This window comes from Enemella evansiae (assembly GCF_002250705.1).
Taxonomy (GTDB): domain Bacteria; phylum Actinomycetota; class Actinomycetes; order Propionibacteriales; family Propionibacteriaceae; genus Enemella; species Enemella evansiae.
Map to the genome: position 1 here is coordinate 158,431 of NZ_NMVP01000035.1, position 24,736 is coordinate 183,166.

Annotated in this window: 24 protein-coding genes and 1 tRNA gene; 13 read left to right on the top strand and 12 right to left on the bottom strand. The window is 69.7% G+C overall.

Translation table 11 applies throughout. From position 1 onward, the window contains the following. The first annotated feature begins 24 nt into the window (after positions 1-24). Together BI335_RS17620 and BI335_RS17625 are read left to right on the top strand one after the other, a co-directional pair. Positions 25-954 (top strand): 4-(cytidine 5'-diphospho)-2-C-methyl-D-erythritol kinase, encoded by a 930-nt coding sequence (locus BI335_RS17620; RefSeq protein ID WP_094402085.1) that lies wholly within the window; start codon positions 25-27, stop codon positions 952-954. Between the two features lie 40 nt (positions 955-994). Continuing rightward, a complete protein-coding gene (locus BI335_RS17625; protein ID WP_094355979.1) occupies positions 995-1,798 on the top strand; it encodes an LLM class F420-dependent oxidoreductase in 804 nt (267 codons plus the stop codon). Here the strand turns inward: BI335_RS17625 and BI335_RS17630 are convergent. Then, on the bottom strand, positions 1,788-2,576 hold the full coding sequence (locus BI335_RS17630) for a methyltransferase domain-containing protein (protein ID WP_094432574.1): 789 nt from the start codon (positions 2,574-2,576) through the stop codon (positions 1,788-1,790). The genes BI335_RS17625 and BI335_RS17630 overlap by 11 nt on opposite strands. A gap of 93 nt (positions 2,577-2,669) precedes the next feature. On the opposite strand from BI335_RS17630, the gene BI335_RS17635 reads away from it, so the two are divergent. Continuing rightward, complete coding sequence (locus BI335_RS17635) at positions 2,670-3,176, top strand: MarR family winged helix-turn-helix transcriptional regulator (RefSeq protein ID WP_094355981.1); 507 nt, start codon at positions 2,670-2,672, stop codon at positions 3,174-3,176. A 48-nt stretch (positions 3,177-3,224) separates the two neighbouring features. Then, entirely contained in the window at positions 3,225-3,743 is a 519-nt protein-coding gene (locus tag BI335_RS17640; RefSeq protein WP_094427941.1) for a hypothetical protein, read from the top strand. Between the two features lie 3 nt (positions 3,744-3,746). On the opposite strand, the gene BI335_RS17645 is transcribed toward BI335_RS17640, so the two are convergent. From BI335_RS17645 to BI335_RS17660, 4 genes are all read right to left on the bottom strand, one after another. After that, on the bottom strand, positions 3,747-5,129 hold the full coding sequence (locus tag BI335_RS17645) for an MFS transporter (protein WP_094432576.1): 1,383 nt from the start codon (positions 5,127-5,129) through the stop codon (positions 3,747-3,749). A gap of 12 nt (positions 5,130-5,141) precedes the next feature. Then, positions 5,142-5,996, bottom strand: coding sequence for an SDR family NAD(P)-dependent oxidoreductase (locus BI335_RS17650; protein WP_094432578.1), 855 nt, complete (start codon positions 5,994-5,996; stop codon positions 5,142-5,144). A gap of 134 nt (positions 5,997-6,130) precedes the next feature. Then, positions 6,131-7,315, bottom strand: a complete 1,185-nt coding sequence (locus BI335_RS17655) for an MFS transporter (RefSeq protein WP_094405662.1) — start codon at positions 7,313-7,315, stop codon at positions 6,131-6,133. A 110-nt stretch (positions 7,316-7,425) separates the two neighbouring features. Beyond that, complete coding sequence (locus BI335_RS17660) at positions 7,426-8,031, bottom strand: TetR/AcrR family transcriptional regulator (protein WP_094432691.1); 606 nt, start codon at positions 8,029-8,031, stop codon at positions 7,426-7,428. Positions 8,032-8,146: 115 nt separating this feature from the next. On the opposite strand from BI335_RS17660, the gene BI335_RS17665 reads away from it, so the two are divergent. The 4 genes from BI335_RS17665 (at position 8,147) to BI335_RS17680 (ending at position 11,319) form a co-directional block, all read left to right on the top strand. After that, a tRNA-Gln gene (locus BI335_RS17665) sits at positions 8,147-8,226 on the top strand. Between the two features lie 33 nt (positions 8,227-8,259). Then, positions 8,260-9,759, top strand: a complete 1,500-nt coding sequence (gene glmU / locus BI335_RS17670; protein WP_267489871.1) for a bifunctional UDP-N-acetylglucosamine diphosphorylase/glucosamine-1-phosphate N-acetyltransferase GlmU — start codon at positions 8,260-8,262, stop codon at positions 9,757-9,759. Further along, complete coding sequence (locus tag BI335_RS17675) at positions 9,756-10,733, top strand: ribose-phosphate diphosphokinase (protein ID WP_094355986.1); 978 nt, start codon at positions 9,756-9,758, stop codon at positions 10,731-10,733. The genes glmU and BI335_RS17675 overlap by 4 nt, the downstream gene beginning before the upstream one ends. A 1-nt stretch (position 10,734) precedes the next feature. Beyond that, the gene (locus tag BI335_RS17680; RefSeq protein ID WP_094432580.1) at positions 10,735-11,319 is read left to right on the top strand and encodes a hypothetical protein; all 585 of its coding nucleotides are present in this window, start codon (positions 10,735-10,737) and stop codon (positions 11,317-11,319) included. A 48-nt stretch (positions 11,320-11,367) separates the two neighbouring features. On the opposite strand, the gene BI335_RS17685 is transcribed toward BI335_RS17680, so the two are convergent. Next, on the bottom strand, positions 11,368-11,964 hold the full coding sequence (locus BI335_RS17685; RefSeq protein ID WP_094355988.1) for an NADPH-dependent FMN reductase: 597 nt from the start codon (positions 11,962-11,964) through the stop codon (positions 11,368-11,370). Between the two features lie 168 nt (positions 11,965-12,132). Here BI335_RS17685 and BI335_RS17690 point away from each other — a divergent pair, with 168 nt between their 5' ends. From BI335_RS17690 to BI335_RS17700, 3 genes are all read left to right on the top strand, one after another. Beyond that, positions 12,133-12,822: a 50S ribosomal protein L25/general stress protein Ctc gene (locus BI335_RS17690; RefSeq protein ID WP_094432582.1), complete on the top strand. Its 690-nt coding sequence runs from the start codon at positions 12,133-12,135 to the stop codon at positions 12,820-12,822. A gap of 16 nt (positions 12,823-12,838) precedes the next feature. Beyond that, a complete protein-coding gene (gene pth / locus BI335_RS17695) occupies positions 12,839-13,462 on the top strand; it encodes an aminoacyl-tRNA hydrolase (RefSeq protein WP_094432584.1) in 624 nt (207 codons plus the stop codon). Positions 13,463-13,546: 84 nt separating this feature from the next. Further along, positions 13,547-13,903 carry an ArsC/Spx/MgsR family protein gene (locus tag BI335_RS17700; RefSeq protein WP_094432586.1) on the top strand — a complete coding sequence of 119 codons (357 nt, stop codon included), beginning with the start codon at positions 13,547-13,549 and terminating at the stop codon, positions 13,901-13,903. A 97-nt stretch (positions 13,904-14,000) separates the two neighbouring features. Here BI335_RS17700 and mnhG read toward each other — a convergent pair whose 3' ends face one another. The 6 genes from mnhG to BI335_RS17730 are packed head-to-tail and all read right to left on the bottom strand — an operon-like array spanning position 14,001 to position 20,094. Then, the gene (mnhG, locus tag BI335_RS17705; protein ID WP_094432589.1) at positions 14,001-14,333 is read right to left on the bottom strand and encodes a monovalent cation/H(+) antiporter subunit G; all 333 of its coding nucleotides are present in this window, start codon (positions 14,331-14,333) and stop codon (positions 14,001-14,003) included. Continuing rightward, positions 14,330-14,677: a monovalent cation/H+ antiporter complex subunit F gene (locus BI335_RS17710; RefSeq protein ID WP_094355992.1), complete on the bottom strand. Its 348-nt coding sequence runs from the start codon at positions 14,675-14,677 to the stop codon at positions 14,330-14,332. The genes mnhG and BI335_RS17710 overlap by 4 nt, the downstream gene beginning before the upstream one ends. Continuing rightward, positions 14,677-15,228 (bottom strand): Na+/H+ antiporter subunit E, encoded by a 552-nt coding sequence (locus BI335_RS17715; protein WP_094355993.1) that lies wholly within the window; start codon positions 15,226-15,228, stop codon positions 14,677-14,679. The genes BI335_RS17710 and BI335_RS17715 overlap by 1 nt, the downstream gene beginning before the upstream one ends. After that, positions 15,228-16,754, bottom strand: coding sequence for a Na+/H+ antiporter subunit D (locus BI335_RS17720; RefSeq protein ID WP_094355994.1), 1,527 nt, complete (start codon positions 16,752-16,754; stop codon positions 15,228-15,230). The genes BI335_RS17715 and BI335_RS17720 overlap by 1 nt, the downstream gene beginning before the upstream one ends. After that, the gene (locus BI335_RS17725) at positions 16,751-17,194 is read right to left on the bottom strand and encodes a Na(+)/H(+) antiporter subunit C (RefSeq protein ID WP_094355995.1); all 444 of its coding nucleotides are present in this window, start codon (positions 17,192-17,194) and stop codon (positions 16,751-16,753) included. Before BI335_RS17725 ends, BI335_RS17720 begins: the two co-directional genes overlap by 4 nt. Beyond that, on the bottom strand, positions 17,191-20,094 hold the full coding sequence (locus BI335_RS17730; RefSeq protein ID WP_094432591.1) for a Na+/H+ antiporter subunit A: 2,904 nt from the start codon (positions 20,092-20,094) through the stop codon (positions 17,191-17,193). The genes BI335_RS17725 and BI335_RS17730 overlap by 4 nt, the downstream gene beginning before the upstream one ends. Positions 20,095-20,195: 101 nt before the next feature. On the opposite strand from BI335_RS17730, the gene BI335_RS17735 reads away from it, so the two are divergent. Continuing rightward, positions 20,196-20,777: a TetR/AcrR family transcriptional regulator gene (locus BI335_RS17735; protein ID WP_144009140.1), complete on the top strand. Its 582-nt coding sequence runs from the start codon at positions 20,196-20,198 to the stop codon at positions 20,775-20,777. A 79-nt stretch (positions 20,778-20,856) separates the two neighbouring features. Next, the gene (mfd, locus tag BI335_RS17740; RefSeq protein ID WP_094432595.1) at positions 20,857-24,462 is read left to right on the top strand and encodes a transcription-repair coupling factor; all 3,606 of its coding nucleotides are present in this window, start codon (positions 20,857-20,859) and stop codon (positions 24,460-24,462) included. The last annotated feature ends 274 nt before the right edge of the window (positions 24,463-24,736 follow it).

A 24,736-nucleotide genomic window follows, 5' to 3' on the forward strand; every position in this document is an offset into this window, starting at 1 on the left:
GGGGTCCTGACTAGGGTGTGGCCCGTGGCGACACCTGTAGCTCCCGGACCTGCGACGATCCGCGTCCGCGTCCCGGCCAAGATCAACCTGGCGCTGGGTGTCGGCGGCGTGGACGCCGACGGCTACCACCGGCTGACCACGGTCTTCCAGGCGGTGTCGCTGCACGACGAGCTCACCGCCCAGTGGGACGAGCCCGGGTTGTTCTCGATCGCGATGTCGGGGGAGGGCACCGATCTGGTCGCCGCCGACGACTCGAATCTGGCGATGCGGGCGGCCCGGCTCGTGGCCGAGCGGTTCGGCCCGGAGAGCGCCCTGGGCGTGCGGATGACGGTGAAGAAGTCGATCCCGGTCGCCGGTGGGATGGCGGGTGGTTCCGCGGATGCGGCGGCCGCGCTGCTGGCCTGTTCGGTGCTGTGGGATCTGGACGCCGATCTCGAGGAGCTGCGCGAGCTCGGTGGTGAGCTGGGTGCCGATGTGCCGTTCTCGATGCTGGGCGGGACCGCGATCGGTACCGGCCGGGGCGATGAGCTGGTACCGGTGCTGACCCGGGGTGCGCACCACTGGGTGCTCGCGGTCGCCGACGTCGGGCTCTCCACCCCGACGGTGTTCCGGCGCTTCGACGAACTCCAGCCCGGTGGCTGCGATCTGGCGATGCCGACCGAGCTGCTCAACGCACTGGCCTCCGGTGATTCGGTGGCACTCGGGCGGCATCTGCACAACGATCTGGCCGAGGCGGCCATCGACCTGCGCCCGCAGCTGCAGCAGACCCTCGACGCCGGGCTCGAGTTCGGGGCCCTGGGGGCCATCGTGTCCGGCTCCGGACCCACCTGTGCTTTCCTTTGTCGTAACGAGGAATCGGCGGTCGCGCTGAGCGTACGCCTCGGCGCCGAAGGGGTGGCGCGGGCGGTACGCCGGGTGCGTGGGCCGGTGCCGGGGGCTCGGCTGATCAGCTGAACCCAGCAGTCGACGAGAAGCACTCAACGAGGAGAGCCAGATGGCCACAGACAACGGACAGGTTCGGATCGCGGTCCAGCTGCAGCCGCAGCACGCCGACTACGCGGACATCCGCCGGGCCGTCGCCGCCGCCGAGGAGGCCGGGGTGGATGCGGTCTTCAACTGGGATCACTTCTTCCCGCTGTTCGGCGATCCGGACGGCAAGCACTTCGAGTGCTGGACGATGCTGGCCGCCTGGGCGGAGGCCACCGAACGGGTCCAGCTCGGTGCGCTGGTGACCTGCAACTCCTACCGCAACCCGCAATTGCTGGCCGACATGGCCCGCACCGTCGATCACATCTCGGCGCGCGACGGCGCGGTCGGGCGGTTGATCCTGGGCATCGGTTCGGGCTGGTTCAAGCGCGACTACGATGCCTACGGCTACGACTTCGGCACCGCCGGCGGCCGGTTGAACGCGCTCGCCCGGGATCTGCCGCTGATCAAGCAGCGGTGGGCCGAACTCAATCCGGCGCCGACCCGGGAGATCCCGGTGCTGATCGGTGGCGGCGGGGAGAAGAAGACGCTGCGGATCGTCGCCGAGCAGGCCCAGATCTGGCACAGCTTCGGCGATGTGGAGACCTTCACCCGCAAGAGCGGGATCCTCGACGAGCACTGCGCCGCGGTCGGTCGGGACTCCGCCGAGATCGAGCGTTCGATCGGGGTGGAGGCCGATGACCCGCAGGCCGACGCCGCCGCCAAGCACGCCGCCGGAGCCCGGTTGTTCACCCTCGGGGTGAACGGCCCCGACTACGACCTCGGCCCGGTACGCGACCTGGTCGCCTGGCGTGACGAGGTCAATCGCTGAGCGTCCCGGCCCGCCGGGCCACCACGAAGGCGCGCGGGAAGCGCAGCACCGTCCCGAAGTCCTGTGCGGGGTAGGCGATCCGCAGCTTTTCCTTGTACGCCTGGCTGAACTCGGCACGCAGCGGTTCGGGCAGCCGGTCCAGGATCGGCCGCGCACCGGTGCCCGAGATCCACTCGAAGACCGGGTCGGGGCCCGGCAGGAGATGCAGATAGGTGGTCTCCCAGGCATCCACCGTGCACCCCAGCGCGGTGAGGACGGCGACCGCGTCGATGGTCGGATACTGCGCGGTCCGGGCGACACCCTCGACGTGGCCGGCGAACCGCGGGTCGGCGGCGACCTCGCGGAGCAGCCGGTGGCTCGGCTCGTCGAAGTTGATCGGCACCTGGTAGGCGAGCCAGCCACCGGGGGCGAGCATCCCGACCAGCCTGGGCAGCAACCCCTGATGCTCCGGAATCCATTGCAGGGTGGCATTCGAGACGATCACATCGACCGGTTGTTCGGGCTGCCAGTCACGCAGATCGGCCCGCTGCCAGCGCAGTCGGTCGCTGTCGCCGTGGGTGGTGCGGGCACGGTCGATCATCGCCGCGGAGGAGTCGACGCCGAGCACCCTCGATCCCGGCCAGCGCTGCGCCAGGGTGCTGGTCAGGTTGCCCGGCCCGCACCCCAGGTCGACCACGGTGGCGGGATCGGTGGCACCGATCCGGGCGACCAGGTCGATGAACGGCCGGCCGCGCTGATCGGCGTACCGCAGATAGAGATCGGGATTCCAGTCACCCATGGCCGCTCCTCACCGAGCAGTTCCAAACTGTCTTGACATCAAGATACATGGGTCAAGATTCTCGATGTCAAGAGGTCGGCGTACGATGAGCGCATGAGCGCCCAGGACGACGTTGACCGGCTGCTCGCCGACTGGGGTCGCGAGCGGGCCGATCTCGACCTGTCGCCGATGGCGGTGCTGAGCCGGGTGACCCGGCTCAGCCGGCTCCTCGACCGGGCCCGCCAGGACGCCTTCGCCGCGCACGGGGTGGTCGCCTGGGAGTTCGACGTGCTGGCCGCGCTGCGCCGCGCGGGGGAGCCCTATCAACTCTCCCCGGGCCGCTTGCTGCGCGAGACCTTGGTCACCTCCGGCACCATGACCAACCGCGTCGACCGGCTGGTCACCCGGGGTCTGGTGCGCCGCAGCCCCGACCCCAGCGACCGTCGCGGGGTGCTGGTCAGCCTCACCGATGCCGGCCGCGATGTCGTCGACGGGGCGCTGGAAACCCTGCTCAGACACGAATCCGAGCTGCTCGATGCGCTCGACCGGGGCGAGCGGGAACAACTCTCCGGGCTGCTCCGGGCGCTGATGCTGCGCTTCGAACAACCCGACGCCGGCTGACCGGCGGTCGAGTTGGCGATCGGGGCGAACCCCGACAGACTGCGCCCCGTGAAACTCAGCGGCATCATCCTCACGATCGTCGGGATCGTCCTTCTTCTCGGTGGCGGGATCGTGGGCGCTGCCCTGACGATCCAGGGTTCGCTGAGCCTGGTCGACGAGGTCGGTTCGGGCGAACTGCTCGACGGCCGGTCCCAGATCGCGGTGACCGCCGGTGAGTCGTTGCATCTCTACCACCGGGCCGGGACGGCGCAGCCGACCTGCGAGGTCACCGGACCCGGTGCGATCCGCCGCGCCGCGGTCACCGACAGCCCCTGGGACTTCGGCGGGGTGACCTATGAGGCGTTCGAGTCACTGACCTTCCCCACGGCCGGGGACTACGAGATCGAGTGTTCCGAGCAGGGCACCCTGATCGCCCCGCCGGTGCCGATGTCGGCGATGGGCACCGCGGTGCTCGGGGTCGGGCTCGCGGTCGTCAGCGTCGTCGTCGGCATCGGCACGCTGATCGTTGGAATCGTCCTGTGGGTAGCCGGTGCGAAACGGCAGCGATCGGCAGTCGCTGCTCGATGAGCGTCAGTGGGCGCCGTGGCCGCCCTTCACCATCCTGCTCGGATCGGGATCCTTGGGCGCCGGGGCGGCCTTCAGGATCAGGGTGATCACCGCGGCGATGATCATCGCGATGCCGATGGCGTACATGCCGGCCCGGTCGGTGCCGGTGAGGTCCTTCAGGTAACCGGTGATGTAGGGGCCGGCGAATCCGGACAGGTTGCCGATCGAGTTCACCAGGGCGATACCGGTGGCGGCCGATGCGCCGGTGAGGAAGGCGGTCGGCAGCGACCAGAAGGTCGGCAGGAACGCCATGATGCACATCGTCACCACACTGAGCAGTGCCATCTTCGACACCGGTCCCGGCATGTAACTGGTGACCGGGATCAGCAGCGCGCCGATGGTCAGCGGGATCACGTTGTGCCACACCCGTTCACCGGTGCGGTCGGATCTCCTTGACCAGAAGAGCATCGCGACCAGGCCGCAGACATAGGGGATCGCGGTCACCAACCCCTGCTCGACCACCGACCACTGCACCTGGTACTCGTTCTTGAACCCGGCGACGATGCTCGGCATGAAGAAACTCAATGAGTACAGGCCATACACGCCGCCGAAGTAGACGAAGGACAACGCCCAGACCCGCGGCATCGCCAGCGCCTGACCCATCGTGACCTGATAGGTGCTCTCCTTCTCCTGGTGCTCCAGATCCAGCTGGGCCTGCAGCAGCTCCTGCTCGTTCGGCTTCAGCCACTTCGCCGCCCGCGGGTTGTCGGTGAGGAAGAACCAGCAGACCACACCCAGGATGACCGCCGGAATGCCTTCCAGCATGAACATCGAGCGCCAACCGGCCAGGCCGAAGATCTGCCCGTGGCTGTACTGGATGATCAACGACGAGACGGTCGCACCGAGGGCCGAGGAGATCGGGATCGCGGTCATGAACAGCGCGGTGTACTTCGCCCGGTCCCGCTGCGGGAACCAGTAGGTGAGGTAGAGGATGATGCCGGGGAAGAAGCCGGCCTCGGCGATACCGAGCACCAGGCGCAGGATGTAGAGCCAGGTGGTGTTCGGTACGAACGCGAACGCCGTCGCGACGATGCCCCAGGACACCATGATCCGGGCGATCCAGCGCCGGGCCCCGACCTTGTGCAGCATGATGTTCGACGGCACCTCGAGGATCAGGTAGCCGATGAAGAACAGGCCGGAGGCGATGCCGAACTGGGTGGCGTTCAGCCCCAGGTCCCGGTTCATGCCGTTCGGGCCGGCGAAGGCGATGTTGGTGCGGTCGAGGTAGTTGATGAAATACAGCAGCCCCAGGAAGGGGATCAGCCGCTTGGCAGCCTTGCTCACCGTCGCGCGGAGCTCGGGCGAGTCCCCATCGGTGAGGTGGCCGGAGGATTGGGCCGTACTCATGGGCGTGCCTTTCTAGTGGATCGCACCGGAACCGGGCGAGGGGTCGGCTGGGGCCCGGGAATCGGGCGGGGTGGGCTCTGGGTTCTTCGGGGCGGGCAGCGGGGGAGTGAACCGGCCGTCGACCGCGGTCCAGCCGCCGTCGACGGTGAGTGCGGTCCCGCTGATGAAGCTGGCCGCGTCGCTGGTCAGAAAGACCACCGCGCCGGCGATCTCCTCGGGTTGCGCCCAGCGGCCCAGCGCACCCTTGGTGGCGTAGGCCTGGTACCAGTCGGGGGAGGCCTTGATCTGTTCGGTGAGCGGGGTCTCCACCACCCCGGGCAGCACCGCGTTCACGCGTACGCCGCGGGGGCCGAACTCGGCGGCGGCGGTCCGCACCAGTTGCACCGCACCCGCCTTCGCGGCGGCGTACGCCGACTGGCCCGGTTCGACGGTGAGCGCACGGACCGAGGAGAAGACCACGATGCTGCCCCGGCCCCGCTCGGCCATCCCCGGCGCGAACGCCTGGATCGCCCAGAAGGGGGCCTTCAGGTTGAGCGCGAGCACCTTGTCCAGATCGGCCTCGGTGTAGTCGGTGATCCGCTGCCGCACGTTCGCACCCACGGTCACCACCAGGGCGTCCACCGGCCCGAGCTCGTCGGCCAGTGCCAGCACCGCGGCCCGGTCGGTGGCATCCAACCGGTACGCCGTCGCTCCCGGATGCTCGGCGGCGACCCGCTCCGCGGTCTCGGCGGACACGTCGGCGCAGAGCAGCTGGGCGCCCCTGCGGGCCAGCGCCTCCGCGACCTCGGCTCCGATCCCGCCGACGCCGATCAGCAGGATGCGACGGTCCGCGAGTGAAAAGGCGTCGGAGCGGCCGGACTGCTCCATCGAGGCACCCCCTGGGCGTGCATCTGTGCACGCACGTGTCGTGTGGGGTAACTGTGCCCCCGGTGAATTGCGGCGGTCAAGAGTATGACGAATGACTGGACAGACTTCGTGGCAACCGGTTGGTCACCCCCCGCTCACCGGCTCAGGTCGCGGTCCTCCTTCGGCATCACCACGGCCAGGAACAGCAGGCCGGTGAGGAGTGCCGCGGGAACGAACATCGCGTGCTGGATGCCCAGCAGTTGGACCAGGCCGCCCATCACACCGGGGCCGGCGAGGAAGGTCGCGTACCCGAAGGTGACCACCATCGCCAGCACCCGGCCACCACCCATGTGCCCGGCGACGGCGTACACCTGCGGGGCGATCATGCCCATCCCCAGCCCGACCAGCGCCCAGCCGAGGACCAGCACCGGCAGCGGGGTCAAGGTGGCCACCAGCAGATAGCCGAGGGCGGCGCAGACGCCGCCGAAGCGGACGACGGTACGGCGGCCGAAGCGGGCCACCAGGGCGTCGCCGGCCAGCCGGATCAGGAACATCGCGCCCGCCACCGTGGTCAGGCCGAGGGCCCCGGTCGTCGGGGACACCTGCGCCACATCGGTGACGTGCACCGAGGACCAGTCGAAGGCGGTGCCCTCGCCGAGGCCGAAGGCGATCGCCATCAGGCCGAGCAGCCAGGCGGCCGCCGGGATCCTGGTGCGGCCGCCGGTCTGCTCGTCGTGGTGGGACAGCGGTGCGGCCGGCGGGGCGAGGCGGAGCAGCAGGACCAGCGCGACCAACGAGGACACCGCGGCGATCAGGCCGAGCCAGGGGAGGATGCCGGCACCGGCCAGTCCGGGGATCAGCGCCAGCAGCAGCACCAGCCCGGCGCCGGCGAAGTTGCCCAGCGACCACATCGCGTGCAGCCGGCTCATCACCGGCCGGTGCCGGGCCTGCTCGACCTGCACGCCGTAGGCGTTCATCGCCACGTCGAGGGCGCCGTTGCCGAGGCCGAGGACCGCCGCACCGATGATCGCGACCGGGTACGCCGGGCTCAGGCAGAGGATCAGGATGCCGGCCCCGAGCAGCGGCAGCGACCCGAGTGCCACCGCGCGGGCGCCGATCCGGTCGGCCAGCCGGCCACCGATCTGCATCGAGATGATGCCGAACACACCGGCGGCGAACAGCACGCCCGGGAACTGCCAGCCGGTCATCTGGTGCCGGTCGCGCAGCGTCGGGAGGGCTGCGGCGTACCCGCCGATCACCAGGCCGTTGACCAGGAACAGCAGGATCACCGAACCGAGGGCGGCGCGGCCCGCGAGACGGTTGGCGGTCAGGGTGGACACGGCGGCGCTCCCGGCGGTCGAAAGAGATGTGCTGTAACGATTCAGACGATGGAACGAGTCTGCCGGTCACCGATTGGCGGTGTCAACCGATCGGTCAGATCTACCGCCGGTCACTTGTCGTGCTTGGCGCGCAGGCCCGGTTTCGGCTCCAGGTGCCGCAGTCCGTTCCAGGCCAGGTTCACCAGATGTGCGGCCACCGCCTGCTTGGACTGCTTGCGGTTGTCCAGCCACCACTGGCCGGTCAGGCCGACCATCCCGACCAGCATCTGGGCATAGATCGGGGCGGCCTTCGCGTCCAGCTTGCGGGTCTTGAACTCGCGGACCAGCAGATCGGTGACCTGGGAGGCGACGTCGGAGAGGATGCTGGCGAAGGAGCCCGAGGTCTGGCCGACATTGGAGTCGCGGACCAGGATCCGGAAACCGTCGGTGTGGTTCTCCACGTAGTCGAGCAGCGCCACGGTGGCGTACTCGATCAGATCCCGCTGGCTGCCGGGGTGGTTCAGGGAGGAGCGGATCGACTCGAGCAGGGTGCGCACCTCGCGGTCGACGACGACCGCGTAGAGGCCCTCCTTGCCGCCGAAGTGCTCGTAGACGACCGGCTTGGAGACCTGCGCGCGGGCGGCGATCTCCTCGACGGAGGTGCCCTCGAAACCGCGGTCGGCGAACAGCGGACGCGCGATGCTGATCAGTTGCTCCCGGCGTTCCTGACCGGTCATCCGGACCCGGCGGCGGGTCGTCTCGCGTTCTGCTGCCACCCGGCCATCCTCGCAGAAAGGGCTGACTGAAGATCTGCCGACGGCACGCTAGTCTGGTGCGGCCGTAAGCGGTTGATCCCCGGTTGGTCTGTCGGCAGGGCCCGCCTGACTTTGAATCAGGATTGAGCGACGCAGGTTCGACTCCTGCCCGGGGAGCGAGAACGCCCGCCAGATGTGAGGGGAGCCCTCTTGTCAGACCCGTCCCAGCTGGAACAGCCCCAGCCGGTCGCCGCCGTGATCGTGCTGGCCGCCGGTGCCGGCACCCGGATGAAGTCGACCAGGTCGAAGCTGCTGCACGAGATCGGCGGCCGCTCGATGCTGTCCTACGCCGTGTCCGCGGCGGAGGCGCTGCAGCCCGAGCACCTGGTCGTGGTCGTCGGGCACCAGCGCCAGCAGGTGATCGAGCATCTCGCCGAGATCGCCCCCGAGGCGGTCACCGCGGTGCAGGACGAACAGCGCGGCACCGGGCATGCGGTGTCCTGCGGGCTGGGTGCGCCGGGCCTGGAGTCGCTGACCGGCGATGTGGTCGTCACCTACGGCGACGTGCCGCTGCTCAGCGGGGAGACGTTGCAGGAACTCGTCCTCGCGCACCGCGCCGCCGGGGCCGGGGCCAGCGTGCTCACCGGGCAGCTGGCCGATGCCGGCAACTACGGCCGGATCGTCCGCGACGCCACCGGCGGTTTCGAGCGGATCGTCGAGGCCCGCGACGCGAACGCCGAGGAACTGGCGATCACCGAGATCAACTCCGGCATCTACGTCTTCGACGCCCGGGTGCTCCGCGACGGCCTCTCCCGGTTGAACCCGTCGAATGCCCAGGGCGAGCTCTACGTCACCGACGTGCTCGGCATCGCCCGCGGCGACGGCCAGCGGATCGGCACCCTGACCATCGACGACCTGTGGCAGACCGAGGGCGTCAACGACCGGGTCCAGCTCGCCGCGATGAACGCCGAGCTGAACCGCCGGATCTGCGAACGCTGGATGCGCGAGGGCGTGACGATCATCGATCCGGCCAGCACGTGGATCCAGCCCGATGTTGACCTGGCCCGCGACGTCACCCTGCTGCCCGGCACCTCGCTGGAGGGCGCGACGCTGGTCGGCGAGGGCGCGACCATCGGCCCCGACACCACGCTGCGCGATGTCGAGGTGGGCCCCGGAGCCAGCGTGGTGCGCTGCCACGGCGAGCTCGCGGTGATCGGTGAGCAGGCCAGCGTCGGACCGTTCGCCTATCTGCGCCCGGGCACCCGGATCGGGGTGGGTGGCAAGGTCGGCACCTTCGTGGAGACCAAGAACACCACCGTCGGCGACGGCGCCAAGGTGCCGCACCTGTGCTACGCCGGCGACGCGGTCATCGATGCCGGCGCGAACATCGGTGCCGGCACCATCTTCGCCAACTATGACGGCGAGCAGAAGTGGCACACCCACGTCGGCCGGCAGGCCTTCATCGGTTCGAACTCGGTGCTGGTGGCGCCGGTCGACATCGGCGACGGTGCATTCGTGGCCGCCGGATCCGCGGTCACCGAGAACGTCCCGCCCGGGGACCTTGCGGTGGCGCGCGGTCGGCAGCATGATTCCGCGGACTGGGTACGCCGCCGCAAGCCGGACAGCAAGTTCGCCGCCGCCGTCGAGGCCGCTGCGGCGTACCGGGTGAACGAGAAGGTCGCCGACCAGCAGAAGGGCCAGGACCGGTGAGTGGGATCAAGGAGAACCGCGAGAAGCACCTGATGCTGTTCAGCGGCCGGGCCAACCCGGCGCTGGCCGAGGAGGTCGCCGAGCTGCTCGACGTCGAGCTCACCCCGACCCGCTCGGTGACCTACGCCAACTCCGAGATCTATGTGCGGTTCGAGGAGTCGGTGCGCGGCTGCGACGCGTTCGTCATCCAGGCCCACCCGGCCCCGGTGAACGAGTGGCTGATGGAGCAGCTGATCATGGTGGATGCGCTGAAACGCGCCTCCGCCGACCGGATCACCGTCGTCTCGCCGTTCTATCCCTACGCCCGCCAGGACAAGAAGCATCTCGGTCGCGAACCGATCTCGGCCCGGCTGATCGCCGACCTCTACAAGACCGCCGGCGCGGACCGGATCATGTCGGTGGACCTGCACGCCGCGCAGATCCAGGGCTTCTTCGACGGCCCGGTGGACCACCTGTGGGCGCTGCCGGTGCTCTCGGACTACATCGAGAGCAAATACGGCAAGGAGGACCTCGTCGTCGTCTCGCCGGACGCCGGCCGGGTCCGCTTGGCCGATCTGTGGACCGACAAGCTGAACTGCCCGCTGGCGATCATCCACAAGCGCCGCGACCCCGATGTCGCCAACCAGGTCGCGGTGCACGAGGTCGTCGGTGACGTCGAGGGCAAGGTGTGCCTGCTGGTCGACGACATGATCGACACCGCCGGCACGATCTGCCAGGCCGCCGACGCCCTGAAGGCGCGCGGCGCCCGGCAGGTGATCGCCGCCGCGACCCACCCGATCCTGTCCGGGCCAGCCGCCCAGCGGCTCAACGACTCGGCGTTCACCGAGGTGGTGGTCACCAACACCCTGCCGATCGCCGACGACGTCAAGGTCGACAAGCTGACCGTGCTCTCCATCGGGCCGCTGATCGCCCAGGCCATCCACGAGGTGTTCACCGACGGTTCCGTGACCTCGCTGTTCGGCGGCCAGAGCTGAAGTGCCCGCTGCCGCCGCATCGTCCCGGATCCGCACCCGCACCCGGTTGGGGATCGGGTTGCTGGTCGTGGCGCTGATCGGGCTGACCGCCTGGGGGCTGTTCGCCGGTCGGCTGCCGCTGCCGGACAACCAGTTCCGTGCGCTCTCGGCCGGTGACTGCATCCGGCTGGTGGCGGTCGGCAACTCCGAACCGGCCCGCGACGGCTCGCTGACCGTCGGCCACGAGGAGGTCGCCTGCGATGCCGGGCCGACCCCGATGACCTACACGGTGGCGACCGTCGGGCCGGGCGAGCAGTCCTGCCCGACGACCGACTACGTGGAGTACTACCAGGTCGGCCAGACCTCGCGGGCCAATCCGACCGAGCAGCGGCAGTGGACCACCTGCCTGGTGCCGAACTACCGGCCCGACACCTGTTACGCCGACGACGACAGCACGCTGGGATACCAGGCGGTGCCCTGCGGGCAGGCCGCCTCGTTCCGGGTGGACTCGGTCACCGACCGGGCCGATGCGCAGTGTCCCGAGCCGGCCCGGGAGATGGTCTACCCCGAGCCACCGCGCACCTTCTGCGTCCGCCCACCCGGCTGAGGTCGGCGTACGCGAGAGCCGGGCGCGCGATCCAGGCGTACGCGAATCTCAGGCGTCGGCGGTGGCGGGCTCGCGACCCTCGACCTTGGTCAGCAGTTCGCCGAGGCCGCGGTCCAGGTCGGCGCCGTGCGAGCCGACGACGCCCGCCGGGTCGAGCAGTTGACCGTCGGGGCCGTAACCGTCGCGGGGGATGGTCAGCGCGACATTGTCGGCGACCGCGTCCGCCTGGGTGACCAGGAAGACGTTCTTCAGTGCGTCGGCGGCCATCTGGCCACCGCGGCCGCCGTAGCTGACCACCAGGGTCGGCAGGCCGTTCCATTCGGCGTAGATCGTGTCGATCGCGTTCTTCAGCGGAGCGGGGATGCCGCCGTTGTACTGCGGGGTGAGCAGCACGACACCGTCGAGACGGTCGACCTGCTGCGCCCAGCGCCTGGTGTGGTCGTGCTGGTAGTCGCCGAGGGCCGGCATCTTCGGTTCGTCGAGGAAGGGCAGATCCACCTCGCGCAGGTCGATGATCTCGACCTCGGCCCGCGGGTCGAGTGCGCTGATCCGGTTCGCCACCTGCTCGGCCAGCTGCGGGCCGATGCGGACGGGTCGGGTGCTGCCGATGATGACCCCGATGGTGTGCGTATCGCTGTTGCTCATGGGTCATTGAACTCTCAACCACTTCGGGATATTCCCTGCGGGCCCGCGCGTTTGCTGGCCACGGGGGCGAGCGACTAGGATTCACAACCGTCTTGGCGAGGGACCGCTGGTCCGTGATCGACTGGAAACCTCCTCGTCCGTTCTGTGTCTCGACTTGAGGAGAAAATCGTGTCCCCGTCTTCCCAGACCAAGCTCAGCGGCGAACTGCGTACCGAGTTCGGCAAGGGCGCTGCCCGCCGGATCCGCCGCGCCGACAAGGTGCCCGCCGTGCTCTACGGCCACGGCATGGACCCGCTGCACGTCTCGCTGCCCGGCCACGAGACCCTGCTGGCGCTCCGCGTCAACAACGCGGTGCTGTCGATCAACATCGACGGCAAGGAGCACCTGGCGCTGGCCAAGCAGGTGCAGCGTGACCCGATCAAGGGCTTCATCGAGCACGTCGACTTCGTGATCGTCCGCCGTGGCGAGAAGGTCACCGTCGACGTCTGGGTCAACGTGACCGGTGAGGCCGGCCCGGAGACCGTCGTCGTGCTGGACGCCCAGACCGTGTCCATCGAGGCCCCGGCCACCAACATCCCCGATAGCATCGAGGTCTCCGTCGAGGGCCTGGAGGCCGGTTCGCAGGTGCTCGCCAAGGACCTGGTGCTGCCCGAGGGCGCCACCTTCGCCGGTGACGAGGAGACCCTGATCGTCAACGTCACCCAGCAGCAGTCCGCCGAGGCGCTGGAGGCCGAGCTGGCCGAGGCCGAGGCCGAGGCCGGTATCGAGCGCGAGGAGACCGACGAGGAGAAGGCCGCCGCGGAGGCCGAGGGCGAGGACGGCGACGGCGAGTCCGACGAGGACAAGTCCGAGGAGTAAGGGTTTCATGCCGCCGATGGGCAGCGATCGAGGTATGCCCAGCGGCTGCTGGCTGGTGGTCGGGCTCGGGAATCCGGGCCCGACCTACCAGCGACACCGGCACAACATCGGCTATCTGGTGGTCGAGGAACTGGCCCGCCGGGCCGGGGGCCGGTTCGCCGCGCCGCGCGGGATGCGGGCCGAGGTGCTGCAGACCCGGATCGGACCGCTCGGGACCGGGGCGGTCGGTGCCGATGCCGAGCCGATGGTGCTGATGAAGTCCCGGACCTACATGAACGAGACCGGGGGACCGGTCGCCCAGCTCGCGGCGTACCACAAGGTGCCGCCCGAACGGGTGATCGCGATCCACGACGAGCTCGATCTCGAGCCCGGCGTACTCCGACTGAAACTCGGTGGTGGCGACAACGGCCACAACGGGCTGAAGTCGATCCGCAAAAGCCTCGGTACCGGGGACTTCCACCGGGTCCGCTTCGGCATCGGCCGCCCGCCCGGCCGGCAGGCCCCGGCCGACTTCGTGCTCTCCGACTTCCCGGCCGCACAACGGGCCGACCTGGCGGTCGACATCGACCGCGCCGCCGATGCGGTGGAGTCGCTGATCAACGACGGGCTCGCCGCCGCGCAGAACCGCTACAACGGTTGACCCTCACGCTGCCCGAGTAGCACCCATGCGCACCGAAGCGGAGCAATGGGTGCGTGTCGAGGGCAACGCCCTAAGCTGGCCGGCATGGCCGATGTGACGCTCTACCACAACCAGAACTGCTCCACCTCCCGCGCCGTCAAGGATGCGGTCGTCGACGCCGGCACCGAGGTGGAGATCGTGCAGTACCTGAAGAATCCGCTCGATGAGGCGGCCCTGCGCGAGCTGCTCGGCAAGCTGGAGGATCCGGCGACCGACCTGGTACGCCGGGACGGGCACTTCAAGGAGCTGGGTCTGACCGACGCCGATGTGGCCACCGAGGATCAGGTCGTCGAGGTGCTCACCGCCCACCCGAAGCTGATGCAGCGGCCCGTGCTGGTGAAGGGGAAGCGGGCGATCATCGGCCGCCCCAAGGACCGCGTACCGGCCTTCCTGGCGAGCTGACTCCTGCTCCCGCGATCCATCGAATCCACGGTCCATCCATCGCGTACTGCAGCACGCGATGGATGCATCCAGGGATCGATGGATCGCGAGCCGCGGTTCAGTCCTTGATGTCCTCGCCGGTCTGCATGTCGATCTGATCGGTACGGGCGGCGGCCCGGCTCATCATCTGGGAGGCCACCGGGGCGGTGATCAGCTGGAACACCCCGGCCAGCGCGATCATCCCCAGCGCCGGTACCGAGCGCAGCCCGAGCGCGACACCGAAGAGCACCAGCAGCACCCCGAGCACCTGCGGCTTGGTCGCCGCATGCATCCGGGACAGCAGATCGGGGAAGCGCAGCAGGCCGATCGCGGCGAGCAGGCAGAGCAGGGCGCCGGCGAGCAGGCAGAGCAGCGCCAGCAGGTCGATGATCGCTGCCACGGTGGGACTCATCGCTCGGTGCTCCCTTCCTCGCTGCGGTCACCGGTCGACCGGCCACCCGGGTCCTCGCTGCGGTCGGTGTCGCGGGCCACGAACCGGGCGACCGACACCGACCCGACGAAGGCGACCAGCGCCAGCGTGACGATGATCGGCAGCGTGGTCTCGTGCCGGGCCAGGGTCGCCTCGGCGGCCACCGCGCAGATCAGGGTGGTCACCAGCACGTCGGTGGCCAGGGTCCGGTTCAACACCGACGGCCCCCGGATGATCCGGATCACCGTCAGCACCGCGGAGGTGAACAGCAGCACCCCGACGATCCAACCGACGATCACCTGCGCCTGGTCGACGAACTCGATCATCACTGCACCTCCCGGGTCCAGGTGTCGTGGGCGCCACCGCAGCCCTCGGGAGCGGGCGCGCCGAACGCGCGGGCGACCTCGCGCTCGCGGCGGTGGATGTGCGCCACCTCGCGAGCCAGTCGCTCATCGTCGGTGTGGTCGATGAAGTGCACCAGCAGCTCGCTGCGTACCGGATCCAGATCCATCACCACCGAGCCGGGTACCAGCGAGGTGAGCTCGGCGACGACGGTGCGCCGGAAGTCGTCGTCATCGTGCAGATGCACCACCGCGATCCGGCCCGGTCGCAGCGGCGCCGGACGGACGGCCAGCCAGGCGACGTGCACGCTGGCGATGGTCAGCTCGCGCAGGAAGTTGCCGACCAGCCACAGCAGCGCCAGCGGCCGGATCCTGATCCGGCTCGCCGCGCGCGGCATCGGGAAGACCGCCAGCACGGTCGCGGCAACGAACAACCCGAGGAAGAAGGTGCCCCAGCTGGGCCGCCCCCAGAGCAGCATCCAGACCGCGGTCAGCCCGAGCAGTGAGCCGAGCCGGATCTTGCGCAGGAACTTCATCACTGGCCCCCCGTCCCGAGGACGGCGGTCAGATATGGCGTACGCGCCAGCAGTTCCTGCGCGGCCCGGTCGGCGACCCCGTAGAGCGGACCGCCGAAGACGGTCAGCCCGAGACCGAACAGCACCAGCGCCAGGGTGGGCACGATGACACCCGGGGTGAGCCGCCGGGCGCCACCGGCCACCGCCGGTACCGGTGCCCGCCAGAACGCCCGCGACCAGACGCGGGAGACGGCGTACAGGGTGAGCAGGCTGGTCAGCACCGACCCGGCCATCAGCAGGTACGCCAACCAGCCGCCCTGTTCGGCGCCGGCCTGCAGCAGACCGACCTTGCCGATGAACCCCGACAGCGGCGGGATGCCGGCCAGATTCATCGCGGGCACGAAGAACAGCACCGCGACCACCGGGGCGGTGACCAGCAGGCCGCCGAGTTTCTGCAGCGAGGTGGTGCCACGTTTCATCTCGATCAACCCGACCACCAGGAACAGGGTCGTCTGGATGGTGATGTGGTGGGCGACGTAGTAGATCGCGGCGCCGAGGCCGATCACCGACCCCAGGGCGACACCGAAGAGCATGTAGCCGATGTGCGAGACCAGGGTGAAGGACAGCATCCGTTTGATGTCGTCCTGGGCGACCGCGCCCAGGATGCCGACCAGCATGGTCAGCAGCGCCGCCCACATCAGCAGCGAGTTCAGTCGGTCGTCGGGGAAGAGCAGGGTCCGGGTGCGGATGATCGCATAGACACCGACCTTGGTGAGCAGGCCGGCGAACACCGCGGTCACCGGTGCCGGGGCGGTCGGATAGGAATCCGGCAGCCAGCCGGACATCGGGAAGACCGCCGCCTTGATGCAGAAACCGAGCAGCAGCAGCGATTCCAGCAACAGCGTCGTCTGCGGCGAGAGGGTGTCCAACCGGCTCGCCACCCGCGCCAGGTTGACCGTGCCGGTCGCGCCGTAGACGAGCCCGATCGAGGTCAGGAAGACCAGCGAGGAGAGCAGGTTCACGATCACGTAGTTGATGCCGGCCCGGACCCGTTCCTCGGTGGCGCCCAGGGTGAGCAGCACGAAGCTCGCGAACAGCAGCATCTCGAAGCCCACGTAGAGGTGGAACAGGTCACCGGAGATGAAGGTGGTGGAGACGCCGGCGGACAGCACCAGCAGGGTGGGGTGGAAGATCGGCAGTGGGGCGCCGCCGTCGAACTCGTCGTCGGAGCGCCGGCCCTGGCCGGAGGAATAGAGCATCACCGCGAAGGTGACGACGGTGGAGATCAGCAGCATCAGCCCGGACAGCCGGTCCACCACCAGGGTGATGCCCTCATCCAGCGGCCAACCGCCGACCCGCACCACCAGCGTACGCCGCTGATCGGCCGCCCAGAGCAGCGCCGCGGAGACCCCGACCACCGAGGCCAGCACGGTGCCGGAGATCCACCGCTGCAGGTGCTTGTGGGCGCCGGCGACCACGGTCGCACCGGCACCGCAGAGCGGCAGCACGACGACCAGCGGCACCAGGAACTCGAGGGTGAAGTTCACTTCTCGACCTCCTCGGTGTCCGGATCGGAGCTGTCGGTGAAATCGGAGTCGGACATGTCATTGGCGACGGCCCGGTCGTGGGTGCGGACACCCTCGTCGTCGTCGGCCACCTCATCGGTGTTGCGCAGCTGCCAGGAGCGGTGCGCCAGCGCCAGGAAGTAGGCCGTCACCGCGAGGGTGATCACGATCGCGGTCAGCACCATCGCCTGCGGCAGCGGGTCGCTGATCCCGCCGGGCCCGATCGGTGGATCGAGGTTGCTGCTGGACACGATCGGCGGCCGGCCGGGTGCCCCGGAGGCGACCATGAAGACCAGGTTGACGCCGTTGGAGACGAGCAGGACGCCGAGCAGCGAGCGGACCAGCGAGCGGGAGAGCAGCAGGGTGACACCGCAGGCGACGAGTACGCCGATCAGGATGCAGAGGGTGAGGTTCGCGATCATCGACCGCCCCGCTCTCCGGCCAGCGGATCGCTGACCACCTGTCCGGCGTGGGTCGGGGCGATCTCGGAGTCCAGCCCGGAACCCAGCGAGCGCAGGATGTCCAGCATCAGCCCGATCACCACCAGATAGACGCCGATGTCGAAGAACATCGAGGTGACGAGTTTGACCTCACCGATCAGCGGCACCTCGAAGATGAACGTCCAGGACTGCAGCACATCACCGCCGACCAGCATCGAGATCAACCCGAAACCGGCCGAGAGGAACAGGCCGATACCGAGCAGGGTGCCGGGCATCACCGGCAGCGCGGCGCGCAGCTCCTGGGCGCCACCGGCCAGATAGCGGATGGTCAGCGCCAGGCCGGCGACCAGACCGGCCGCGAAACCACCGCCGGGATCGTTGTGGCCGGTGAACAACAGGAACGCCGACCACACCATCACGGTGTGGAAGATCAGCCGGGTGACCACCTCGAGCAGCAGCGAGCGGTGCTCGGCGGGGGTGGCCCGGATCGCGGAGAGCCAGCCGAGGTCACCGGTGGTCATGCCGCGCCGCTCCTTGCGCCGGGTGCGGCTGCGGCGCAGCCGCTGGCGCAGCTCCCGCATCCGATCGCTCTGCTGGAAGATCAGCGAGGCGATACCGGTCGCGGCGACCAGCACCACCGAGATCTCGCCCATGGTGTCCCAGGCACGGATGTCGACCAGGATCACGTTGACGACGTTGTAGCCGCCGCCGAACTCGACCGAGCTGCGCGGCATCGTGACCGAGTCCGGGGTGGCGGTCCGGGCGGTGGCGGCGACCAGACTGGCGCCGGCGACGACCACCCCGGCCCCGACGCCGAGCAGGATCCGGCGCGGCCGCCCGCGGCGCTCCTCGCGGGTGTCGCGGAAGCGGCCGGTGAAGCGGCGCAGCACCAGGATGAAGACGACCACCGAGACGGTCTCCACCAGCAGCTGGGTGAGGGCCAGGTCGGGGGAGCCCTGCAACAGGAACAGCAGCGCCACCCCGTAACCGGTGACCCCGACCAGGAAGACCGCCCGGAATCGGCGGCGGGAGCGTACCGCCGCGATCGCCGCGATCGAGATGACGATCGCCACCGCGACCTGGGCCGGGGTGTCGAACCAGCGCACCGGCCGATCGGGGCCGGACAGCGCGCCGTTGAGCGCGCGGACCATCGCCGCACCCGGGCCGACCAGCAGCACCACCAGGATCAGCGAGAGCGACAGCGGCAGCGAGCCGCGGTGCAGCAGGCCGGTCACCTCGAGCGAGATCCGGTCCAGTCCGCGCATCACGAGCCGGTACGCCGACACCGCGGCCGGCGGATGGGGCAGCGCCTTCTGCACGGCCTCCACCCGGCTGCGCAGCGCGAACAGCCCGGCACCCAGTGCCAGGGTCACCAGCGACAGCAGCAGGCCGAGGTTGAGCCCGGGCCACAGCTCCAGATGCACGGTGTAGGCCGTGGGCGCGAGCAGGTCGACCCAGCCGGCGAACCAGGGCTCGGCCTCGGAGGCGAAGGGTGCGAGCACCAGACTGGCGGCGCCGAGCAGCACCGGTACCGCGGTGACCACCCACGGGTTGGCATGCGGTTCGGCCATCTCGGCCGCACCCGCGCGCGCCGGGCCCCAGGCGCCCCAGACGAAGCGGGCGCTGTAGCCGAAGGTGAGCACCGATCCGGTCACCACCGCGATCAGCAGCGGCAGCGCCCACGGGCCGGGCTCGTTCAACAGGGCGGCGTAGGCGGCCTCCTTGGAGACGAAGCCGAGCAGCGGCGGTACGCCGGCCATCGAGGCGGCGGCGAGGGTGGAGGCGACCGCGAGCACCGGCATCCGGCGGCGCAGGTTGTCCAGGATCCGCAGATCCCGGGTCCCGGTGGCGTGGTCGATGGCGCCGACGGTGAGGAACAGGCAGGCCTTGAAGATCGAGTGGGTGAGCAGCATCGCGATGCCGGCCAGCGCCAGATTCTTGGTGCCGCCGCCCACCAGCAGCACCAGGAAACCGAGCTGGCTGACCGTGCCGTAGGCGAGCAACAGCTTCAGGTCGAACTGCCGCAGCGCGCGGTAGCCGCCGATCAGCAGGGTCGCCGCGCCGAGCCCGAAGACGACTGGGTGCCAGACCGGCATGGTGGCGTACCCGGGTGCGAGCCGGGCGACCAGATAGACACCGGCCTTCACCATCGCGGCGGCGTGCAGGTACGCCGAGACCGGCGTCGGGGCGGCCATCGCACCCGGCAGCCAGAAGTGGAAGGGGACCAGCGCGGACTTGCTGATCGCGCCCACCAGCACGAGCACGATCGCGACCTGCACCACCGCGGTCGGCTCGGGCGGGCTGGCGAGCAGTTCGCTGAGCCGGTAGGAGCCGCCGGCGAGGCCGAGCAGGACCAGCCCGACGAGCATCGACAGGCCACCGAAGGTGGTCACCACCAGGGCCATGGTGGCCGCCCGGCGGGAGTCCTCCTGCTCGCTGAAATGACCGACCAGCAGATAGGAGAGCACCGTGGTGAGCTCCCAGAAGAGGTAGAGCAGCAGCAGGTTGTCGCTCCAGACCAGACCGAGCATCGCACCGGCGAAGGCGGCCAGGTGGACACCGAAGCGGTCCAGACCCGGTTCGTCGTCGGTGAAGTAACCCGCGCAGTAGGCCAGCACCAGCAGCCCGATCACCGAGATCACCAGGGTGAGCAGCCAGGACAGGGTGTCCATCCGCAGCTGGATCGTCAGGTCGATACCCGGGACCCAGGCGAAGGTCTGCTCCAGCGCACCCTCGCGTACCCGGCCCGCCTGCAGCAGGGCCCAACCGGCGGTCACCGCACTCGGCAGTGCCAACACCCAGAACGCCCGGCGGCCCAGCAGGCGCACCAGGGCCGGGGAGGACGCGGCCACTACGAAGTGGACGATCAGGAGTGTCAGCAAGGGCCCGCCTGGTCGATGGGTGAGATGGATGCGTGGTGGATCATCCGCATTCTACAGAATGTCGACAGCGCTTCTGAACCACTGGGGTGTACCATCGGTACATGCCGTTGCCGCGATTCTCCCGGCTGCCCGAGGCGAAGCGGGCGGCGATCCTCACCGTCGCCGCCCGACACTTCGCCACCGACGGACCCGAGACCGCCTCCTACAACGCGATCCTGGCCGAGGCCGGCATCTCCAAGGCCTCGGCGTATCAGTACTTCGACTCCCGCGCCGACCTGCTCGAGGCGGTGCTGCACGAGGTGGCCGGTGATCTGCTCGGGGTGCTCGGGGTGTGGCGGCCCAGCCGCGACGCCGCGGACTTCGCGGAGCAGTGGCGGGCCGGGGCGACCCGGTTGGCCGAGGCGCTGCGCGGCGATGAGGTGTTGCTGGCGCTGGCGCCGCACTGCCTGGCCCGCGGGGTGTCGGGGGAGGGGCCGCGGGTCTGGATGACCGCGCTGATCGCCGACGGCCAACGGATCGGGGTGGTCCGCGATGATCTGGACACCGGCCTGCTGATCGACGTCAGCCTGGCCGTGCTCACCGAGATCGACCGCTGGGCGTTGGCCGAGCTGGCCGCCGGCCGGGAACCGGATCCGGATGCGGCGTACGCCCTGCTGGATTCGCTGTGGCGGAATGGGGCCTGATCTCCGGCGACGCCGGCCCGCTGAGGGGGCCTGCCCGGTGCTGGAATTCCGGCTGGGGGTGAGCGAGTAGCCTGTTCCGGTGACCCTTCCGGGACTGGTCCAGCTCGTTGGCACCGACCCCGCCGTCGCTGAGGTCAGCGATGGCGCGCGCTCGCGTACCCTCTCGGCCGCCGATGTCACCGCCCCGCCCGCGCTGCGGCCCTTCCTCGCCGCGCTGCTGTCGGAGACCCGCACGGTGCTGCTGGTGACCGCCACCTATCGCGAGGCGGAGAACCTGACCACCGCCATCGGCGCGGTGCTCGGTGAGGACCAGGTCGCCTACTATCCGGCCTGGGAGACGCTGCCGCACGAGCGGCTCAGCCCGCGCTCGGACACCGTCGGGCGACGGTTGTCGGTGCTGCGTCGGCTGGTGGATCCGGATGCGCGGCCCCGGGTGGTGGTCGCCCCGGTCCGCGCGGTGCTGCAGCCGCAGGTGAAGGGGCTGGCCGAGCTCACCCCGGTCCGGATCGTGGCCGGTGAGGACTTCGATCTCGGCGACCTGGCGACGGCGCTGGTCGGCGCCGCCTACCACCGGGTCGACCTGGTGGAGCGGCGCGGCGAGTTCGCGGTCCGCGGCGGCATCGTCGATATTTTCCCACCCACGTTGGAACATCCGGTGCGGATCGACTTCTTCGGGGACACCGTCGAGGAGATCCGGCACTTCACCGTGGCCGACCAGCGCTCCACCGACCTGGTGCTGAGCGAGGTCGTCGCCGACCCCTGCCGGGAGCTGCTGCTCGACGACACGGTGCGTGCCAGGGCCGCGACGCTCGCGGAGCAGCATCCGGAGCTGGCCGAGATGCTCGAGCCGATGGCCCAGGGCCATGCGGTCGAGGGCATGGAGGCGCTCGCCCCGGTCCTGGTGGACGGGATGGAACTGCTCGTCGATGTGCTGCCCGCCGACGCCCTGATCGCGGTCTGCGATCCGGAACTCGTCCGCGGCCGGGCCGGCGACCTGGTCACCACCAGCGAGGAATTCCTGCAGGCCTCCTGGGCGGCGGCGGCCGGGGGCGGCCGCGCCCCGATCGATCTGGGCGCCTCGGCGTACCGGACCCTGGCCGATGTCCGCCATGCCGCGCTCGCCAACGGGCAGGCCTGGTGGTCGCTGTCCCAGTACAGCGCCGGGCCGGATGCCGGGCCGAGCGAGCCGATGCGGACTGAGGACGGCGAGATCATCGACCTCTCCTCGGCGCTGGACAATTCAACCCGGGCAGGGAATGCGACGATCCCGACCTTCACGGTCGCCGCCCATGCCACCGAGTCCTGGCGCGGGGACACCGAGGCCGCGGTGGCCGCGATCAAGCAGGCGATGGCCGACGGCTGGCGGGTGGTGCTGATCGCCGAGGGCAAGGGCATGGTCAAGCGGATGGTGGAGATCCTGCGCGAGCAGGAGATCGGCACCAAGGCGGTCCGGGTGCTGAACAAGCCGCCGGCTGCCGACCTGGTCACCGTCGCGCTGGCCGAGCTGCCGCACGGGTTCCGGCTGGATTCGGCGAAGCTGGCGGTCTGGACCTCCGGTGATCTGTCCGGTCGCGGTCCCGCGGACAAGTCGCTGCGCCGGATGCCGAGTCGCCGGAAGAACCAGATCGACCCGCTGGAGCTGACCGCCGGGGATCCGGTGGTGCACGAGCAGCACGGCGTGGGCCGCTATGTGGAGATGATCCAGCGGGCGGCGAAGGGCTCGGACTCGGTGCGGGAATATCTGGTCGTCGAGTACGCCCCCTCCAAGCGCGGGCAGCCGGGGGACCGGCTGTTCGTGCCGATGGACCAGCTGCATCTGTTGTCGCGTTACGTCGGTGGCGAGAATCCCAGCCTGGACAGGATGGGCGGCGCCGACTGGCATCGCCGCAAGGGCCGGGCGAAGAAGGCGGTCAAGGAGATCGCCGCGGAGCTGATCAAGTTGTACGCCGCCCGCCAGGCCTCCCGTGGGCATGCGTTCGCCACCGACACCCCGTGGCAGCGGGAACTCGAGGATGCCTTCGCCTATGTGGAGACCCCCGACCAGTTGGGCGCGATCTCCGAGGTCAAACACGACATGGAACAGGTCGTGCCGATGGACCGGCTGATCTGTGGGGACGTCGGTTATGGCAAGACCGAGATCGCGGTGCGGGCCGCGTTCAAGGCCGTCCAGGACGGCAAGCAGGTCGCGGTGCTGGTGCCGACCACGATCCTGGTGCAGCAGCATGCGAACACCTTCGCCGAGCGGTACGCGGGCTTCCCGATCCGGGTCGCGCAGTTGTCGCGATTCCAGTCGGAGAAGGAATCCCGCGAGGTGAAGGAGGCGGTGAAGGCCGGCAAGGTCGATGTCGTCGTCGGCACCCACCGGTTGCTGTCCGGTGAGGTCGAGTTCTCTGACGTCGGGCTGGTGATCATCGACGAGGAACAGCGGTTCGGGGTGGAGCACAAGGAGGCGCTGAAGAAGCTGCGGTTGAACGTCGATGTGCTGGCCATGTCGGCGACCCCGATCCCGCGGACCCTGGAGATGGCGGTCACCGGCATCCGGGAGATGTCCACCATCGCCACCCCGCCCGAGGAACGGCATCCGGTGCTCACCTTTGTCGGGCCCTACGACCGGGCCCAGGTCGGTGCGGCGATCCGCCGTGAGCTGATGCGCGAGGGCCAGGTCTTCTACATCCACAACCGGGTGCAGTCGATCGAGAAGGTGGCCGGCCAGTTGCGCGAACTGGTGCCGGAGGCCCGGGTGGTCACCGCACACGGTCAGATGGGGGAGCACAAGCTGGAGCAGGTGATGCTCGACTTCGCCGACCGCAAGGCCGATGTGCTGGTCTGCACCACGATCGTCGAGGCGGGACTGGACATCTCGAGTGCGAACACGCTGATCATCGAGCGGGCGGACCTGCTCGGGCTGTCCCAGCTGCACCAGTTGCGCGGCCGGGTCGGCCGGAGCCGGGAGCGCGGTTATGCGTACCTGCTGTATCCGCCGGAGAAGCCGCTCACCGAGACCGCCCACGACCGGTTGGCGACGATGGCGGCGAACGCCGAGCTGGGCGCCGGCATGCAGATCGCGATGCGTGACCTGGAGATCCGTGGCGCCGGGAATCTGTTGGGTGGTGAGCAGTCCGGGCACATCGCCGATGTCGGTTTCGACCTCTACATCCGATTGGTGGGGGAGGCGGTCACCGAGTTCCGCAGCGACGGCGAGGACGTGGTGGCCGAACCGGAGCTGCGGATCGAGCTGCCGGTGGATGCGCACCTGCCCGCGGACTATGTGGAGTCGGAGCGGTTGCGGCTGGAGATGTACAAGCGGCTCGCCGAGGTGCGGACCGCCGAGGATCTGGCCGAGGTGCGCGCCGAGCTGACCGATCGTTACGGTGCGCCGCCGGAGCCGGTCGAGGCGCTGCTCGCGGTGGCCGAGTTCCGCAACGCCGCCCGGGCGGTCGGGCTGACCGAGGTCGTCGCCCAGGGCAACTACATCCGCTTCGGGCCCTATGAGTTGCCGGAGTCGCGGATGCTGCGGTTGAAGCGGCTGCATCCGCGGACGGTGGTGAAGACCGGGCACCTGCTGATCCCGCGCCCGATGGCCGCCACCATCGGCGGGAAACCGCCCACCGACAGGGAATTGCTCGACTGGTGCAGCCAGGTCGTCGCCGACATCTTCGCTCTCGAACCCGCCCCCGTCGGCTGATCCTCCACGCTCATCGAGTAGGTCGCGCAGCGCCTCCGCCTCCACCCGCCATCCCCGTAACTTTTCTCGGTGGGTCGGGGTGGGGCAGGGCTGCCCGTAGAGGCTGACGAAGTGCTGCCAGGACGGCAGCACTTCGGTACACGTTCGCGGGGACATCTGAGATCTGACCGGCTCGCCCCGCGACGGATTCGCCCGATGCGCGGACAGCACCGTTTCCAGCTGCCCGGGGCTGGGTAGGAAGTCGTCGGGCGCGGTCTCGCCAGCCGGCGAGGCG